The 18389-nt window shown below is 69.4% G+C and carries 10 protein-coding genes and 1 pseudogene; 5 read left to right on the top strand and 6 right to left on the bottom strand.

Annotated features, from left to right (window positions below; all coding sequences use genetic code 11):
* Window positions 1-9: 9 nt before the first annotated feature.
* The 3 genes from R2E43_RS23875 to R2E43_RS23865 are packed head-to-tail and all read right to left on the bottom strand — an operon-like array spanning window position 10 to window position 4016.
* Window positions 10-873, bottom strand: coding sequence for a DUF6339 family protein (locus R2E43_RS23875; protein WP_093456230.1), 864 nt, complete (start codon window positions 871-873; stop codon window positions 10-12).
* Window positions 870-1865 (bottom strand): hypothetical protein, encoded by a 996-nt coding sequence (locus R2E43_RS23870; RefSeq protein ID WP_093456231.1) that lies wholly within the window; start codon window positions 1863-1865, stop codon window positions 870-872. The genes R2E43_RS23875 and R2E43_RS23870 overlap by 4 nt, the downstream gene beginning before the upstream one ends.
* A gap of 3 nt (window positions 1866-1868) precedes the next feature.
* Window positions 1869-4016 (bottom strand): helix-turn-helix transcriptional regulator, encoded by a 2148-nt coding sequence (locus R2E43_RS23865; protein ID WP_093456232.1) that lies wholly within the window; start codon window positions 4014-4016, stop codon window positions 1869-1871.
* 486 nt (window positions 4017-4502) lie between these two features.
* Between R2E43_RS23865 and R2E43_RS23860 the strand changes: the two genes are divergently transcribed.
* From R2E43_RS23860 to drmB, 5 genes are all read left to right on the top strand, one after another.
* Entirely contained in the window at window positions 4503-4709 is a 207-nt protein-coding gene (locus tag R2E43_RS23860) for a hypothetical protein (protein ID WP_128146053.1), read from the top strand.
* Window positions 4710-4864: 155 nt separating this feature from the next.
* Window positions 4865-9631 carry a DEAD/DEAH box helicase gene (locus tag R2E43_RS23850; protein WP_093456234.1) on the top strand — a complete coding sequence of 1589 codons (4767 nt, stop codon included), beginning with the start codon at window positions 4865-4867 and terminating at the stop codon, window positions 9629-9631.
* Window positions 9628-11532, top strand: a complete 1905-nt coding sequence (locus R2E43_RS23845) for a UvrD-helicase domain-containing protein (protein ID WP_173668730.1) — start codon at window positions 9628-9630, stop codon at window positions 11530-11532. The genes R2E43_RS23850 and R2E43_RS23845 overlap by 4 nt, the downstream gene beginning before the upstream one ends.
* Complete coding sequence (locus tag R2E43_RS23840; protein ID WP_093456236.1) at window positions 11529-14774, top strand: helicase-related protein; 3246 nt, start codon at window positions 11529-11531, stop codon at window positions 14772-14774. Before R2E43_RS23845 ends, R2E43_RS23840 begins: the two co-directional genes overlap by 4 nt.
* Entirely contained in the window at window positions 14771-16642 is a 1872-nt protein-coding gene (gene drmB / locus R2E43_RS23835) for a DUF1998 domain-containing protein (RefSeq protein WP_193484895.1), read from the top strand. Before R2E43_RS23840 ends, drmB begins: the two co-directional genes overlap by 4 nt.
* A gap of 16 nt (window positions 16643-16658) precedes the next feature.
* Here the strand turns inward: drmB and R2E43_RS23830 are convergent, their stop codons facing one another.
* The 3 genes and pseudogenes from R2E43_RS23830 to R2E43_RS23820 form a co-directional block, all read right to left on the bottom strand.
* Window positions 16659-17000 (bottom strand): hypothetical protein, encoded by a 342-nt coding sequence (locus R2E43_RS23830; RefSeq protein ID WP_162495056.1) that lies wholly within the window; start codon window positions 16998-17000, stop codon window positions 16659-16661.
* 2 nt (window positions 17001-17002) lie between these two features.
* Window positions 17003-17149: pseudogene (locus tag R2E43_RS23825) on the bottom strand (GNAT family N-acetyltransferase); the annotation flags it as partial.
* Between the two features lie 215 nt (window positions 17150-17364).
* Window positions 17365-18336, bottom strand: a complete 972-nt coding sequence (locus R2E43_RS23820) for an SDR family NAD(P)-dependent oxidoreductase (protein WP_106518403.1) — start codon at window positions 18334-18336, stop codon at window positions 17365-17367.
* Window positions 18337-18389: the final 53 nt, after the last annotated feature.

The raw sequence follows: 18389 nt of genomic DNA, 5'->3' as shown, positions 1-18389 counted from the left end.
CTCCGCCGGTCAGTCCTCGCTCTTCCGGCCCCTGACCGGGGCGGTCTCGAACAGCTCGGTGAAGTAGTCGGTGAGCGCTGCCACGGAGTCCTCCGGAACCGGATCCTCGTCGGGCCCCTCCGGAAGGACGTGTCGCGAAACCGGTGGAGCTGTCTGCGCTTCCTCGATCCAGTCCCGCAGACGGGCGGGGTCCCGGGGCTCGTCCGGCGCAAGGACGTCGTAGATCAAGGTCGCTCCGGCCGCGTTGATGGCGACGCTGAGGCCGTTGACCTCACGTCCAGTGGTGATCGTTCCGTCCTTCAGGAGACGGACGACGGCCTGGGCCGTGGGGCGGTGGTCGAGCAAGCCCAACCGGAGGACGGTGTGAATGAGGTCCTGGTTGCCACAAGCGACCTCGACCGGCCCGTAGTCCAGCCCGTTGCGGAAGATTTCGGCTGCCCACCACAGCCGCGAGAAGCACTGCCGGTCTGAGGGGCCCTGGAAGCGCTCCGCCGCGACGCGCCCCGTCCGCTCGGAGAAGTGCCGCCACACGACATAGTCAGGGGCGACAGCTAGCGCCAAGTGGTTCCACAGCCGCTTGTCCGCCGCTTCCTGCCGTGTCAGACGCAGCGTCGCGTGGAGCCGTGGCGCGAGCCAGGCGTCGGCCCCGGTGCGCTCCTTTTCGAAGGCGAACATGACGTCGTCCACCAGGCTGCGGATCGGCTCGACCGACCACCTGGCGTCGTCCTCGGGAAGAGGCTCGACGACCTTGGCCAGGTCGATGCCACTGTGAACCTGTTCCCCCATGAGCAGGCCCTCGGTGAGGAAGGGGTCCGCGGCCGAGCCGGAAAGCAGCGCAAGACGCTCCGGTACGTGGTGGGGCTGGGTGATCACGTCTCGCTCTCCCTGTTCGTCCGTTCCAGACTGCGGATCATGTAGCCCACCGCCTTGGCGGCCTCGGCACGCCGGACCGCCGCGTAATGGATGCGTGTCTGCAGCTCGCCCCAACCCGAGTCACCGGTGCGCCGGCGGTGCACCTGACGCAGGGCCTCCTCGACGTGCACGCCGGGGACCACGTCCGGGAGCATCTCCCGCAGCACCTCGCCCTGCCAGTCCGCCGGGAAGACCGGGCCACCACCCGGTTCCACCTCCAGGTCGCCGATGGCCCCATGGAAGACCGCCGTCCACACGTCCGTGGCCATCTGAGCGACGAGGAGGTCCCGCACCTTGCTCTCAACGCCGGATCCATTGCTGTCCAACAGTCCGACGATGCCGTCGATGTCGGTGTTGACGTAGACCGTGGGAACCCGTGCCGTGGTGTCCACGAGCCAGGGAGCATCGGCGTAGGCGCGCAGCCATTCCCTGGAGCTCTTGGTGAACGACGCCTTCCGGACGTCCAGTCGCAGCCCTCTGACCGGTTCGTCGGAGACTGTGTCGACGACCCAGCTCCGGTCGGTCTCGGTGATCGACCTTCCGCCCACTCCGTCGACCGTCCCGACGGCGTACGCACTGAGGTTGGCTCGTCCGACATGGTCGTCGCGAATCAACTCCAGGGTGCCCGACCAGTCGCGGCTGCCCTCCGGGTCCCGCGTGAGGACCGTCGAGGTGCGTACGTTGGTCTTCCCATCGGTCAGCACGGCGAGGACACACAGATCCGACCAGGCCGCGTCCGACGCGTCGGCGCCGGGCGGGAGGGTGGCCGAGACGCCGAGCGTGGCACTCACCCAGTCCGTGTGACCCGCGACGCCGAGGGCGACGGCCTGCTCCTGAACCGAGTACGCGCTGGTGTCGAGCGGATCACGGGTGCCGTCGGACAGCTTGAGGGCGACCGACGTCACCCGGAGCGTGATCGGACGGCTGAGCCGCTTGTACGGGTAGATCTTCACGCGTCACGCCTCCTTGCCGGCACGCAGTTCGACGACGAGGCGGGTGAGCGCGGTCCTCACCGGGTGGCTGGAGGCATCGGTGGCCCCACGGAACTTCGCGCGGCGCGTCCCGGGCGGAAAGCGCAGGGTCCCGTCCTCCACCTCGCACCCCTCCACGGCGACGAGTTCCGCCCAGTCGAGGCGCGGTCGCCCTCCGGAGCGGACGTCCAACTGGGCGACCGGCACCATCGGGACGATCTCGTCACCGCGCGGGATCTTCACCTCGGCCGTGATCAGCCACTCCCCCTGGTCGCCGATCGACGCGTCGAGAGCGTCCAGCACCGGCACCACCGGACCGGAGGGCACCTTGGCCTTGGGGCGGCTCTTGACGGTCAGCGCCTTGCGCAGCGCCTCCCCGCCTTCTCCTCTCCCGCGCTTCGGACGGGCAACGAGGTCCCTGACGGCACTGTTGACCTCGGTGGTCAGGTTCTGGATCCGCCGGTACGCGGAGGGGGACCAGCGCAGGGTCAGCTCCTCCGTCTGCCCCCAGCGGTCGTGCTCGGGCGGTTCCGCCGCACGCAGGAACTCCTCGGCATCCTTCGCGAAGGGTGCCGATGTACCAGCGGCCTCGCCGACCAGGACGACGGCCTGGAAGGGGTTGGTTCCGAGCGGCAGGTTGGGGACCGTGGCCTTCCTGACCGTCATGCGGTTGCCCCGCAGCGAGTGCACCTGGTTGACGGGGGTGTCCCGGTCGCCCGCGGCCTCGGTGACCAGCAGGACCGCTTGGTGAGTGCCGAGCGTCGTCCCTCTGGCACCGCCGGCCAATGGCAGCTTCAGCGGAACGTTTCTGGAGACCACCTGACCCGACTCGGTGAGTCGGTCCACAGTGGTGCCCTCGTAGTGGGCCCGCAGGGCGCGGGTTCGGGAGGGCTGCTCGACGGATGGGTCCACCTTCGTTGCGGCCACGACCTCCTTGCCATTGCGCAGAGCGCGAACCGATGCCTCCAGCAACGGGAGTCGACCGCCTCCACCGACCATGGCCGCCCAGAAGTCACGGCCCAGCGCCTCGACGAGGCGGCGGTGCATCCTCTCGATGCCGCGCGTGTCCTCCGGGCCCTCTTCGTCGCGTGGCCCGCCGTCCTGGTCCGAGGACTCCCCTTCGAGGCTGGCCACGTCGTGCGCGCCCACGATGAGGAAGGAGGTACCGGGTTCGTCGTTCTCTCGGCTCAAATGGAGGCGAGCCACGGTCTCCTCGTCCGCCCACCAGGAACGTGCGACGTCGGCACCCTTCGAGTCGGGGTCGGGGCGCCCGAACCAGGCGGGTCCCGCCCAGGGAAGCCCGTTGACCTCCCGCCAGGGCAGTTCGAGACGGCCGATCACCCGTCGTTCGGTACGCCCCTCGTGCGGCACGGACAGGGTGGAGTTGATGAGTACGAGGCCGAGAGCGCTGGTGGCCCACAGCGTGGCCTTGCCCAGGCCGTACGAACCACCTGCGGCGGGACCGGATTTCAGGCTCTCGAGTTGACGCCGGACGACTGCGGCGAACTTGCCGTCCGCGTAGTCGTCGCCGGTGAGCCCGGAGGCGTTGTAGTCGTCGACCCGGAGCAGGACCAGACGGTCCCTCTCGTACATGTCGCGCACACCGGCATCGACGACCCGTCCGACCTTCTGGTTTCCGGCGACCTCCGAAACGGCGGAGTAGTGAGGAAAGAGGTCGTTCCAAAGGATCGCCTCGCGGAATGCGTCCAGGTGTTCCCCGGTCAGCTCGTGCAGGGTGTAGCGGACTCGGACCGGGCGGCCGTTCTCCGTCAGGCGCTCGTCGAGGCTGTTCTGGCACGTCTCGCGCGCGAGGACCTGCACGTCGGCGTCGAAAGCGAACGCGGCGGCGTTACCCAGGTCACGACCACCGTCGGAATAACCGGGACGGTGGTACCAGGTGAGCGGGAGGCCGGCTTGGGTGTCGGTGGTGCGGGTGTGCACCGTGCCGACGTCCGTACCGAGCGAGTTGGCGATCTCCGTCATGACGGTCGGGCGAGGGGTCGACCGCCCGGCGATCCAGGCGGAGACGGCGGCTCGGGTCAACCCGAGTTCCTTGGCCAGTTCGGCCTGTGTCTTCCCCGCCAGCTTGAGCTGCCGGGCCAGCCACGGCCCGAACTCCTCACCTGTTTCCACGCGCCACCTGCTCTTCCTCGGGTCGTAGGGAGGAGGCTAATTTGACGATCGCGATCACGTCAACCAACAGTTAACCGGTCAGGGAGGGCTCGATGACTTCGCACCCCTGTCCGATTGATCCGTTTCACCACCGATGACACCATCTGCCCCTTGCCGTGAGAGGGGAGTCTCGAACTCCGCTCGTGAACACGGAAGTTGGGTTGCCAACGCCGTAAAACCCGGCTATGTTCGCCACGTTGGAATAGCCAACTCGCTCGGGAACCAGAAGTCGGGGGGACCGTGCGGCCGGGGAGGAAGTGCGTCCGTAAAAGGCGGACACGCGCACGGAGAAACGTTCTCGGAAAAGGCTGGCCGCCCACAAGATCCAGCCGATAGCGTGACCAGCGGGAGAAAGTCCCGTAGCAGGAACCTTTCACTTCATGGGGCGTGGCTCGATGACACCCCTTTAACGGTTGCAAAGCAATGAATCGACAGGGGTGGGACTCTTTGAACGAGGACGACTGTATTCCCTTGCTGCTCTCCCTGCGGGAGTGCAGCGAGATCGACGCGCACATTCGGACTGCGGCGAGCAAGGCTGAAGTGGCCGACATTTTGAACCGGCACGACCTGTCCGAAGACGATTTCCTCGCGGGATTCCCCGACCTGGCGAAGGCCGTCCAGGAGTTGCCGGGCGAAAGCCGCCCCACAACCTGACGACCTGCCACGTCGCCCGCCTGAACCCGGTGCTCCCGAACCTCCGTCGGACGCACCGAACAGCAGCGCACGCCGAACCACGGGCAGCTCGACACAGCCGGCGAGCCGGCCCGTAGCTCAGACTCTCGCCCACTTCGACACCAGGAGTAGAAATCGTGTCGTCCTCGTCCTCAGCAGTGATCGATACCGTTCTCGAACAGTCCTCCCGCGTCTTGCAGACGTATGCCGTGGACCCCGGTCTCGTGGCCGAACACGCCAATGGCGAGCGTCGTATCACGCAGGGCGGATACGGTGACCGCCAGCTTTTCGAGCTCGTACAGAACGCGGCCGACGAAATCGCGAACGAGCCCGGCGGACGGGTCCATGTGGTCCTCACGGAGACCCACCTGTACTGCGCCAACGAGGGAAGTCCGGTGACCGCGGAAGGCGCGGAGACCATCCTTCGGATGAGTATGTCGAAGAAGCGCGGCGGGCAGATCGGACGGTTCGGGGTCGGGGTGAAGTCGGTCCTCGTGGTGACCGACGCTCCGGAATTCTTCAGCCGCACCGGGAGTTTCGGCTTCGACCGCGCCTGGTCGTACGAGGAGATCAAGTCCGTGCCCGGTGTGACGGAGCGCTACGGGCCTGGGTTCGACGCCCCCGTCCTGCGGATGGCCCGTCCGCTCGACATGCGGTCCGAACGCGCCTCCGACTCCGTACTGGACAAGCTGTTGACCTGGGCGACGACGGTCGTCCGGCTCCCTCTGCTCCCGAAGGCCGACGACCGGCTGGGCAAGGACATGCACGGCAACCGCGGCAAGGACCACGGTGAGCCCCGCGAGGAGTTCCCGGTCGGGTTCCAGCTCTTCTCGCCGCACGTCGCCAAGGTCGTACTGGAGGACCACCGCCCCCGCCCCATGGCCCGCCGGACGCTGACCGCCGAGCAGTCCGGCGACCTGCACACCGTGACCGAGGAGCGCACCGGGAAGGCGCTCTCCACGGAGCGGTGGCGCGTGTTCACCACCACGCACGAGCCGGGCCCCGTGGCCCGCGCGGACGCCGGAGAGCTGCACGACCGGGTCGCGCTCGACCTGTCGTGGGCCGTCCCCGCTCTGGAACGGGACGCCGAGAGCGGGCTGTACGTCAGCCCTCGATCGCGCGGTCGGGGCAAGTTCTGGTCCTTCTTTCCCACCAAGTACGAGACGTCGCTGAGCGGCATCCTCAACGGGGCGTGGAAGACCAACGAGGACCGACAGAATCTGCTCGACTCCTCCCCGTTCAACCAGGAGATGATCAAGGTGTCGGCGCAGTTGGTCGTCGACTCGCTCCCCGGGCTGACCCCGGCCGAGGACCCTGCCGCCTATCTCCCCCTGCTGCCCGGCCGTGTCAAGGAGTCGATCAGCTGGGCGGACGAGTTCCTGACCCGCGAGATCTGGGCCCGCACCGCCACGAGCCCTTCGCTGCCGGACCAGGACGGCGTCCTGCGTGCCCCGAAGCAACTCCGGGTACACCCCAGGCTGGACAGGGATCTGAAGCAACTGACGCGATGGCTTCGGATGTGGCACGAGTGCCCCGGGCGCCCCTCGAACTGGCTGCACCCGAGCGTCGAGGCCGATGTCCTGCGCTCCGGCAAGGTCGAGCACATCCTCACCGCCGCCTCACACGAGCGGGCCGGGGTCCGCGACTGGCTGGAGGCCCTCGTCGCGACCGGCACCGCCGAGGCGTCGGCGGTGGCCGTCCGCATCCTGGCCGACATGATCGAGAAGCGTTCCTCCTTCGCCGACGAGGCCCGCAAGGCCCGCGTCGTACTGACCGAGGAGCACGGTCTCGTCGCTCCGGTCCACGGCAAGGTGTTCCGTCGGGCCGAGCACCAGGACGGGCTGCGCGAGTCCACGGTGTACGTCGTCGACGAGCTCGCCCAAGACCCGTCGCTGGCGCACGCGCTCAACGTCCTCGGCATCCGCGAGGCCGACGTCGAGGGGCGGTTCGCCAGCGTCCTCGATCAGGGCTTCGACCACTACGGAGAGTCGGACTGGGAGCGTTTCTGGGAACTGTTCCGTCAGGCCGGCATCCGTCGGCTTGCCCACAAGGTCCTGGAGCGCGTGCCCGACCCGCGCACGACGCTTCGGGTACGGACCGCCGACAAGCACTTCCGGTCGGTCGCGGACTGCATGCTGCCGGGTGTCGTTGTCGACGCCGAGCGCGACCCGAGTGTCGCGGTCGACATGACGTTCCACTCCGACGACACGTCCTTCTTCTCCCAGATCGGCCTGCGGGAGCGTCCGGCCGGCGGTGTGCAACCGCGGCCCGACGAGCCCTGGTTCGAGGAGTACCGGGCAGCAGTCCACGCCTCCTACCTGCGCTCCCTGGACAGCCGTGCCCCTCGCCCCGCGCTGAACCGGATGAAGGTCGAGGGCGCCGCGATCGGTGGTCCCCTGCATCTCTTCCGTGCCTTGTCCGAGGAGTCCCGCGCCGCCTTCCTCAAGGCGCTCCCCGACGACGCCGTGGTGGACAACTGGACGCGTCAGTTCGGCGCCCAGGCCGGCACTCGACAAGCGGTGATGTCCCCGATCCGCTGGATGCTGCGCAAGTACGGGAGGGTCGCCACCTCCCAGGGGTTCAAGCCGCTGACTGAGGCCGTCGGCCCCCAGCTCGCCGCCTATCGCGATGTGCTGCCGGTCGCCGACATCTCTCCGGAGAAGGCCCGCAAGCTGCGGTTGCCGATCACCGTCGACGAGGTTCCCGCCGACCGCTGGGTCGCGCTCCTCGACGAGGTGTCCCGCAGTGAGGACGACTCCTTCGTCGGCGCCACCTACGTGATGCTGACCAGGTTCGGGGCGGACTTTCCCGAGGACTCCCTCACCCGCTGCCGGATCGGGGACACCTGGGGCGGCCGCCCCGACAACGAGATCACCCTCGCCGTGGGCGCCGCCGAGTACCGGGCCCTGCGTGCCGAGCAGTTGCCCGCCCTGCTCGTGCCGACCGCCGAGGACGCCGAGCTGATGGTCGAGAAGTGGGGCATGCTCCGCTACGCCGACGTGATCAGTCGGGAGACCCGCGAGGTGCCCGAGGGCGATCCCGTTCCCCTCGTCGAGCTCTTCCCCGCCCTGCGGCAGCGCCTGGGCGCCGGCAACCGGAACAGCATGGTGCAGCGGTGCGCCGAACTGGAGGAGGTCACGCGCACGCCCAACGGTACGCACGCCTCTCCCCTGGACGCCGTGCGTCAGGGCAGCACGGTCAAGATCCGTGTGCCGCGGGAGGCCGAGTCCATGCTGCGGCTGATCGACCGCGAGCTCGGGCTCGGCCTGGGCGCGGCCGGCTGCCGCGCGGTGCTGGAGCACCAGGACCGCATGGCCAAGGACAGTGCCCTGAAGGCGGCGCAGAAGGCCGTGCGCGACGCCGAGGACGTCGTGATCAAACTCGAGCTGCTGATCGGGGCCGACGCTCTCAGGGCGGGCCTGCCCGAAGGGCTGATGGACGCCGAGCTGCAGGCGACCGGCGGAGCGGAGCCGTCCGGGCGCCGTATCGCCCAGATGGCGTTCAACGCGCACGGCGACGGGGTGCTCCAGCAGCACGCCCGGGACATCCAGGCGCGCTTCCCCAACGCGCCGGTGGGATACGGAGGTTCGTCCGCCGCCATCTCATTCGTCTCCGACCTGCGTCTGCCCGTGACGTTCGCCGGTTCCAGGACTCCGTCGCCACCTTCCTCCGAAACGATCGAAGGGCCCCGGGACTTCCCCAGGCTCCACGACTACCAGGAGGATCTGGTCAGGAACATCTCCACCCTGCTCGACCGGCTCGCCCCGCAGCGCGGCATGCTGTCGCTGCCGACGGGCGCCGGCAAGACACGGGTCACCGCCGAGGCAGTGATCCGTTGGGTGAAGCGGGTCGGCGATCTCAAGGGCCCTCTGCTGTGGATCGCGCAGACCGAGGAACTGTGCGAGCAAGCGGTACAGAGCTGGAAGTTCGTCTGGGGCAAGGTCGGCGCCGAGCGACCGCTGACCATCAGTCGCTTGTGGAGCACCAACGAGGTCGGCAACGTCGTCGACCGCCCCCACCTGGTGGTCGCCACGGACGCGAAGCTGGAGCGGTGCCTGGGCACCGATCAGTACGCGTGGCTGCGTGAGCCCGCCCTGGTGATCGTGGACGAGGCACACACCGCGATCTCCAAGCGGTACACGGAAATCCTCGGCCTGATGGGCCTGACCCAGTACGAGACGCATCGGCACCTGCTCGGCCTGACGGCCACCCCGTTCCGCAACACCAACGAGGACGAGACCCGCCGGCTGATCACTCGCTTCGGCAACCGCCGCCTCGACGAAGGCGTGTTCCCCTCCGGCAACCCGTACCGCGACCTGCAGGAATGGGGCATGCTCGCCCAGGTCGAACACCGCACCCTGGAGGGTGGTCGGATCGTGCTCAACCAGGACGAGAAGACGCACGCCGAACGCATGGCGGTGCTGTCCCGTGCCGCCGAGCAGCGACTCGCCGACGACCACGAGCGGAGCATGCGCATCGTCGACTCGGTGGCCGACCTGCCGTCGGACTGGCCGACGCTGCTCTTCGCCACCTCCGTCGACCACGCCAAGTACCTGGCGGCCATGCTCAACGACCGAGATGTTCCGGCCGCCGCCGTGGACTCGACGACCAGTAGGCAGGACCGTCGGACGCGGATCGAGAACTTCAGGAACGGCCGCATCCGTGTGCTCACCAACTACGGTGTTCTGACCCAGGGATTCGACGCCCCCGCGACCCGGGTCGTGGTGGTGGCGCGGCCGGTCTACAGCACCAACGTGTACCAGCAGATGATCGGCCGCGGCCTGCGCGGTCCGAAGAACGGCGGCAAGGACACCTGCCTGATCCTCAACGTGGACGACAACATCGCCAACTTCGACACCGCGCTGGCCTTCACCCAGTTCGAGCACCTCTGGAGCCGTCCGTGACCGACGTCTACCTCGACAGTCCGCAGCTCACCACCGAGCAGCGGGCCGTCGTCAAGCAGCTCTGGGACGCGCGGGTCCTGGTCACCGCCGGGGCCGGCGCGGGGAAGACGCACACGCTGGTGCGTCGGCTCGACGCACTGTGCGGTCACGAGGACCCGGAGGAGGCGCTGGAGGCCGCCGACATCCTGGTGCTCACCTTCTCGCGGGCGGCCGCCCGTGAGCTGCGCGAGCGCATCACCCGGCACGGGGACCGGGCCCGCCGGGTGCGCGCCCAGACCTTCGACGCCTGGGCGTACGGGGTGCTCCTCCAGGCGCACCCGGACCGGGACTGGACCGTGACCACCTTCGACGAGCGAATCAGGGCCGCGGCCGAGGCCGTCGAGGAGGGCGCGCTGGAGGCCGGGGACTCGGTCCCGCCCTCCCACGTGGTGATCGACGAGGTGCAGGACCTGCTGGGCGACCGCCGGGAACTGGTGGAGGCCCTGCTCGACCGCTACCAGGAGACCTGCGGTTTCACCGTGGTCGGTGACGCCGCCCAGTCGGTGTACGGCTTCCAGATCGAGGACCCGGTCGAGCGCAACGCCGAGACCGGCCGGTTCTTCGAGTGGCTGCGCCGCTCGTTCCTCGACGACCTGGTGGAGCTGCGCCTCACCGAGAACTTCCGGGCCGTCACCCCGGAGGCACGCGTCGCGCTGCAGCACGGCCCGCGGCTCCAGCGGGTCCGGGACGAGGAGGAGGCCGCCACGCTCTACGAGGAACTGCGCGACCTCCTTCTGGATCCGATGAACTCACTGGGCGACCTCACCGACGAGTACACGCTCCAGGGGCTGCGGGACCTCGACGAAACCTGCGCGATCCTCACCCGCGACAACCGGCAGGCCCTGGTGGTTTCCCGACTGCTCCACGAGAACGGCATCGGACATCGACTGCGCCGCCCCCTCGAGGAGCGGCCGGTGCCCTACTGGGTGGCCGAGATGCTGCGCCGTACCGAGGCGACCGGCCTGTCCGAGGAACGGTTCCGCTCGCTGCTGGAACAGATTCCGCTCCCCCACACACCGAACGCGAACGCCCTGTGGGCAGTGCTGCGCCGCGCGACCCGCTCACCCGGGCGGACCGCGCTCGATCTGGACCGGCTGCGGCGCCTGGTAGCCGACGGCCGTTTCCCCGACGAAGCGGCCGACCCGGAGACCGCGCGGATCGTCGTCTCCACCGTGCACCGGGCCAAGGGGCTGGAGTTCGACCGGGTGATCGTCCTGACCCCACCGACCGTCGCGGAACTCCGCAAGCAGTACGGCACCGAGGCTGACCTCCCGGCGGAGGCCCGCGCCCTGTACGTGGCGATGACTCGCGCCCGACACGACATCTACCATGTCCGCTCCCCCGAGTTGCCGATCATCAAGAGGGCCGGGAACCGCACGACCGGTCGGCGGTTCGTCGGCGGGTGGCGGTCGTACGACAGGTTCGGGGTGGTGGCCGAGGCCGGCGACGTGTGCCGGGACAACCCGCCCGGTCACGCGACCGACGCCGTGGCGACCCAGACCTACCTCCTGCACGAGGTCGGCCCCGGCTCCGAGGTGCTGTTGCGCAAGCGTCACGATCTGCCGGTGGGCGAGGCCCAGAGCCCGCCGTACGCCCTGCTGCACCGGGGACGGGAGATAGGCGAGGCCTCGGAGCGGTTCCGGCAGGAACTGTTCCGGGTGCAGAAGGTGAACCGGACCTGGGACCCGTGGTGGCCCGACGAGATCCGCGGCCTGCGGATCGACACCTTGGAGACGGTGACGGGCAGCGTCGCTGCCGGTGCCAACGCCGGCCTGGGCGACCGAGGCGTGTGGACCGTGCCGCGGATCACCGGCATCGGCATGTTTCGACGGGCTGACAACGTAGAGGAGCAGGGCGCATGACGCACGTGGCAGGTCGGCACTCCGAGCACTATCGGGTGCGGGACGAGGAACTCCTCGTGGGACTGCGCAGGGAACTCTTCGGCCCCGCCGAGGACGCGGCACCGGAGGACCGGAACGAGGTCCTCGCCCAGGACGCGCCCATCGACCGCTACCTGACCGGCGTGCTGTATCCGCGTGCCTCGCGGGAGCGAAGGGCCGAGAACGCCGCCGAGCAGGACGGCCTGGACGCGACGCCCGTTCCGGCCCGGGAGGACACCGAGGAGTCCGGTGCCGCGCAGGAAGCCGGTGTCTCGGGCGACAGGCGCCCCTCCTCCATGGGCCTGACCTTCGCGGTCGACCCGGGCAGAGGCAGCACGATCGTGGTCTCGACGCGCGCGGCCGTCTACGAGCCCACCGACGCGGACGGCAACCCGGTCCCCGCCCGCCGCGCCGAGGCCCGGACCGTCGCAGAGCAGCGTGAGTGGTGGCGGCGCAAGGAGCTCGAACTCCCCGAGAGGAGCATCGACGTGACCGCCCCCACCCCGGGCGAGGTGATCGACCTCGTGCCGGACAAGGTCGCGCTGCACGTCATCGTCCGCCGCCGCGATCCGGTCAGCGACACGGTCACTGTCACGGTCACACTGATCAACCTGCAAAAGGTCGGTGAGCGGGACCTTCAGGACGCCTTCGCCCTGTTCCAGTGCGGCCTGGTTGTCTGGGCCGCCGACGGCTCCAGCGCCTTCGTCGAACGCCCCGCCCCGGACGCGGCCCCCGACCCGGAGATCGCCACCAGTCGGCTGCTGCACCGCCATGCCCCGACCTTCGCCATCGGCCACGGCTGCGCCGCCGGCTGGGACTGGGTTCCGTCGCCGATCGGCATGACCGACACCCGCAAGGCCGCCGTTCCCGAGGTACGCAGCGAATTCGTACCCAGCGTCGAGGTGCTGCTGACCGACTCCAATCCGGAGATCGACAGCTCGTCGTTGTCGATGCTTGGACTGGCCGAGAAGCCCGACACCGACGTTCTGGCCGCGCTGGAGGCCCTGGCCACGGGGTACGAGGATTGGATCGCCCGCAAGTCGGCGGAAGCCGTCGCTCTGGCGGGCAGTCCCCACGAACAGCCCGCCCGGGACCAGGTGGACGTCTGTCGCGAGGCGCTCGGCCGGATCCGCGAGGGCATCGAGCTGCTGCGAGCCAAGCCCGACCTGATGCGGGCGTTCCGGCTCGCCAACCGTGCCATGGCCGACCAGCGGGCCCGCAGCGCCTGGGTGAAGGGCGGACGCGTCGGCAGCCCTGACCCGTCCTCCGGCCGCTGGCGCCCCTTCCAGATCGCCTTCCTGCTGCTCTGCATGGCAGGCATCGACGACCCCGAGCACGACGATCGGAAGATCTCCGACCTGCTCTGGTTCCCCACCGGTGGTGGCAAGACCGAGGCCTACCTCGGACTGATCGCCCTGACGTCCTTCCTGCGTCGTATCCGCAAGGGCGCGAACGGCGGCGGTGTCACCGTCCTCATGCGCTACACGCTGCGGCTGCTCACTCTGCAGCAGTTCGAACGAGCGGCGATCCTGCTGTGCGCCATGGAACACATGAGGCGCCACACGCCCGAGCTGGGCGACGAGCCGTTCTCCGTCGGCATGTGGGTGGGACGCTCGGCCACCCCGAACACGCTGGCCGAAGCCGCCGGGAGGCTCGACGAGCTGCGCGCCGACCTCGACAAGCGTCTCGCCACCGAGAACCCGGTTCAGTTGCACGCCTGTCCTTGGTGCGGGACGCGGCTCGACGCCCGGGACTACGGAGTCGACGAGGACGCCAAGCGGATGTACATCCGCTGCCCCGGGGCAGACTGCGACTTCTCCGGCGGTCTTCCCGTCCACCTGATCGACGAGGCGGTGTACGACGCACGTCCGACGCTGGTGATCGCCACCGTCGACAAGTTCGCCTCGATGCCGTGGCGCCCCGCGACCTCCGCGCTGTTCAACCTGGACGACCCGACCGACGGCACTCCTCCCCCCGAGCTGATCGTCCAGGATGAGCTCCACCTGATCTCCGGGCCCTTGGGCACCCTCACCGGCCTCTACGAGACCGCGGTGGACGCGCTGGCCGAGCGGCCCAAGGTGATCGCCTCCACGGCGACCATCCGTCGCGCCGCCGACCAGGGCCGCCACCTCTTCGCGCGCGAGGTGCGGCAGTTCCCGCCCGCCGGCCTGGACTCCCGCGACTCGTGGTTCGCGGTGGAGACCCCTCGCGAGGAGAAGGCGAGCCGCCGCTACGTCGGGCTCCTGGCACCCGGCACCAGTCAGTCCACGTTGTTGATCCGCACGTACGCCACCTTGCTGCACCGGGCCATGCACGCGGACACCGACGACAAGGTGCGCGACGCCTACTGGAGCCTCATCGGCTACTTCAACAGCTTGCGGCTGCTCTCCGCGGCCGAGCTCCAGGTCCACGACGACGTGGTGGCCTATCTCGAGCTGCTCGCCGACCGCGAGGGCGTGGCCGTGCGCTCCGTGGCCAACTACTCGGAGCTGACCAGCCGGATCGACGCCAGCGAGATCCCCACGCGCCTCAAGGGCATCGAGAAGAGGCTCCCGGACGAGGACACCGTGGACGTCCTGCTCGCCACGAACATGATCGCGGTGGGTGTGGACGTGGACCGGCTCGGTTTGATGGCCGTGATGGGCCAACCGCAGACGACCGCCGAGTACATCCAGGCCACGAGCCGAGTCGGCCGCGCCCATCCCGGCCTGGTCACCATCATGCTCAACTCGGCGCGAGCCCGGGACCGCTCGCACTACGAGAACTTCCAGCACTACCACTCGGCCCTCTACCGCGAGGTCGAGTCCACCTCAGTGACCCCGTTCTCCGCCCGCGCGCGTGAACGAGGACTGCACGCGGTGATCGTCGCTCTCGCACGCATCCTGATCCCGGCTGCCCGCCCGAACGGGGGCGCCGGTCAGGTCGAGACCTACGAGCCCACCCTTCGTGGCCGCATCAGGTCCCTGCTCCTGGACCGCGTCCGCGCGGTCACTCCCTCGGAGGCCGAGGCCGTGGAGCAGGGCTTCGACGAGTTCGTCGACTGGTGGTGCAAGGAGGCCGACATTCACGGCGAGTTGCTCTTCGAACCGAAGCGGGGCAGCCGCGCCCCTTCGATCCTGAAGTCGTACGACGACGAGTCCGAGGACCGCGAGGCGTGGCCCACTCTGTGGAGCCTGCGCGATGTCGACGCCGAGTCCGCCCTGTTCATGGAGGGAAACCGATGACCCCGCCCCCCGCCCGCCGTCGTCGGAACGCTGCGAACGGCACCGCCCCGTCCCACAACCTGCCCCGCCGCGGCACGGTCCGCCGGGCCCAGGCGATCAGCACGTACGGCGTCGGGTCGCTCATCGCCGTCGACCACGAGTCCTTCGTCGTATCGGGCCTGGACGAGGCCGACCGCAGCTGGCGCGAGGACGAGTCACCCGTCGTCCATGAGCGGCGACTGGCCCGGCTGCTGGACGTCGACTTCTTCCGGTTGCCGCCGGCGTCCGACGACACCAGCAAGGACGGCCTTCGGGTCCGCCGCTTCCCCTTGATGCACTCGTGTCCGGAGTGCAACGACCTGCAGCCCCACCGCGATTTCTCACCGCCGGCCGGTCGAAGCGTCTGCGGCACGTGCGAGGTGGACCTCGTCCCCTCCCGTTTCGTCGTCGCCTGCGAGGCGGGGCACCTCGACGAGTTCCCCTACTGGCAGTGGGTGCACCGCTCGCCCGACCGTGATTCCACGAGGATCGGGAAGTGCGGCGGCAAGCTCAGGATGCGCACGACCGGGCGCACCTCTTCACTCCGCTCCATCGTCATCTCCTGCACCTGTGGTCAGGTGCCCGAGGTCTCGATGGAGGGTTCCTTCCGCCGGAACGCGTTGAAGGACCTGCGTCTCACCTGCCAAGGCGCCCGTCCGTGGCTCGGCCTTTCCGCCACGGACCCGGCCGGGTGCGGGCTTCCCGTGCGCACCCTGCAACGCGGTTCCTCGTCGGTGTGGCAGCCGGTGCTCAAGTCGGCACTCTCCATCCCCCCATGGAGCAGCGGCCGTGCGGATCCACTCGCCGCGCACTGGTCCAAGCTGAGGAAGTACGACAACCCCGCGCGCATCGAGGGCTATCTCGATGCTGTGTTCGGTGACGACAAGTGGCCTTTGCCCTTGGAAGAGATTCTGACTCTGCTCGACGCCGAACAAGAGGAGGACCTGGACGGCGAGACGGCACCCACCTTCGACCACCGCTACCGCGCCCTGCGCAACAAGGAGTACGAGCGTCTGCGCTCCGGCAATGACGAGAGCGAGCAGTCCCGTGACGAGCAGTTCGTTTGCGAGACGCCGCTCGGTGATCCCAGCGTGCTCCAGCCCCTCGGGATCACCGGCCCGATGCTCGTCAAGAAGCTGCGCGAGGTGCGGGCCCTCAAGGCGTTCACCCGTCTCCTCGACGCCGAGTCGACGACTGACCCGAAGGAGATGCCGCTCTCCCAGAAGCCGCTGCGCTGGCTGCCGGCCATGGAGGTCCGGGGTGAGGGCGTCTTCCTGCGCCTGGACGAGAGCCGCCTGGAGGCCTGGGAGAAGGCGCCGAAGGTGGCGGCCCGGGTAGAGCGCATGCGTACCGCTCATCAGCGGGTACTCGATCAGCGGGCCGACGATCCGAACCTGGCCGTGTCGTCCCCGGCGACACCTCGCATGGTGCTGGTGCACACCTTGGCCCATGTCCTCATCAACGAGTGGAGCCTGGAGGCGGGCTACCCGTCCGCCTCCCTGCGCGAGCGTCTGTACGCGGCGGACGACATGGCCGGAATGCTCATCTACACGGCGACGAGCGACTCCGCGGGCAGCCTCGGCGGTCTCGTCGTCCAGGGCGAACCGGAATTCCTGGACAGCACAGTGCGTTCGGCCCTCCGCCGCACCGAGTGGTGCTCCTCCGACCCTCTGTGCATGGAGGCCGACGCGGCGCGCTCGACCGAGACGAACCTCGCCGCCTGTCACGCCTGCGTGATGCTCCCGGAGACGAGCTGCGAGCACAACAACATCCTGCTGGACCGCGCGCTGCTCGTCGGCACGCCGGATGCGCCCTCCTTGGGATTCTTCGCGCCCCTCACCGGGGGCTGAAGCCTGACACCGCGGCTCACCAGGATCCCTCGGAGACTTCGGCCTCGAACCGCACCTGGGCACGGTCCAGTACGTCGTCCCCGTCACGACCATGCGCGCTGAGCCAATGGAGGAGGTCGGTGATCACGGAGATCGCCGCCTCCTCCCCCTCAGTGACGCCGAGTCTGCCGGTTCGTGACCCGGACCCGGCTCCATGGTCGCCGTACAAACCAATCACCGTCTCGACCTGGGTCATCCTGAGACAGCCGTCATGACCGCTCACCGGCGGCAGCCCCGTGGCGAGTTCGCACCGGGTGACCTTCCCATCGGCATCGAGCTGGACGCCCCACCGATCCGCGACCGCCCCGACGAGGGCCATTCCGCGGCGCGCGTCAGCTCTCGCTCCACGTGGCGCAGATGGGTGGCCGAGCCGGACCAGGTGCACGCCGGCAAGTCCTGGGGCAGCAGATCGCGCACGGAGACCCGCGTGGTGACGGTGGCACAGGGGGAGTGGTCCTCGGAGGCCATGCCCCGAAGCATGCGACCTCGGAGAGGGGGCGACAACGGACATTCTCCCGGCGAACGGCATTCTCCCGACGACTCCTGGCCAGGACGGGAGTACGGCCCCTTATCGCAGCGCCAGGGACCACCGCACCAAGGGACATGGGGTTTCCCTCAGAGTGACCGCGCCCCCGCCCCTTACCCCGAAGGCAGCCCGAGCCCGGCCGAGACGGTGCGCCGGGTCACCGGGTCGGCGGCGTCGCGCCCGTCGCGGCGAGGGACATCTCCCAGAGCCGGGCGGCGTTGGCGGGGTCGACGGCGTACGGGCGTACGCCGTTGTCGTCCATGGGGGTGTCGGGCGGGAAGACGCGGGCGACGTCGCAGTCCGCCAGGTAGAGGCCGCCTCGGCCGTCGAGGAGGGGGGAGGTGGCGGCCCACAGGCCGGTGGCGGCACCCTGGGAGGCGGTCTTGAAGTCGGCGGCGACGACGTTGCCGTGCTCGTCCACCCAGCCGGCGTCGATCTGTTCCTGGAGCGGCATCTCCCGCTGAAGACCGGTGATGATCTTGCCGGGGTGGAGGGCGAACGCGCGGATGCCGTCGTCCTTGCCGAGGGCGTCGAGGTGCACGGCGAACAGGGCGTTGGCGGTCTTGGCCTGACCGTAGGCCAGCCACCTGTCGTAGCCGGTGCGGAAGTGCGGGTCGTGCCGGCGGATGTCGGTCATGGCGTGTCCGGCGGAGCTGTACGCCACGACACGCGCGCCGCCCGCTGCGGCCAGCAGCGGATAGAGCTCGCAGGCGAGCGTGAAGTGCCCGAAGTGGTTGGCGGCGAGCTGGAATTCCCATCCGGGCCCGACCCGCCGCTCCGGGGTGGCCATGACTCCGGCGGCGGCCATCAGGAGGTCGATCCGGTCGATGCGGTCGCCGATGTGCGCGGCGGCGGAACGGACGCCGTCGAGGTCGGTCAGGTCCATGGGGACGACCTCGCTGCCCTTCACGTCCCGCAGGGCGGCTCGGGCGATGTCGGGGCGGCGGGCGGGAACGAGGACCCGGGCCCCGGCGGCCGTCAGGGCCCGGGTGCTTGCGAGGCCGAGCCCGGAGTAGCCCCCGGTCACCACGGCGGTCACGCCCGAGAGGTCGTGGCCGGCCATGACGTCCTCGGCGGTGGTGGCGGCGGAGAAGGGGGAGTTGAGCGGCTGCTGTTCGGTGTGGGTCATGGCTCCGACGCTACGATCTAGAGCAAGGTCTAGATCAAGTCCCGGGGTGAGCG

Source organism: Streptomyces violaceoruber (assembly GCF_033406955.1).
Taxonomy (GTDB): domain Bacteria; phylum Actinomycetota; class Actinomycetes; order Streptomycetales; family Streptomycetaceae; genus Streptomyces; species Streptomyces violaceoruber.
The sequence above is the reverse complement of the archived record's forward strand: the minus strand, read 5'-3'. Positions and strand labels throughout refer to the sequence as shown.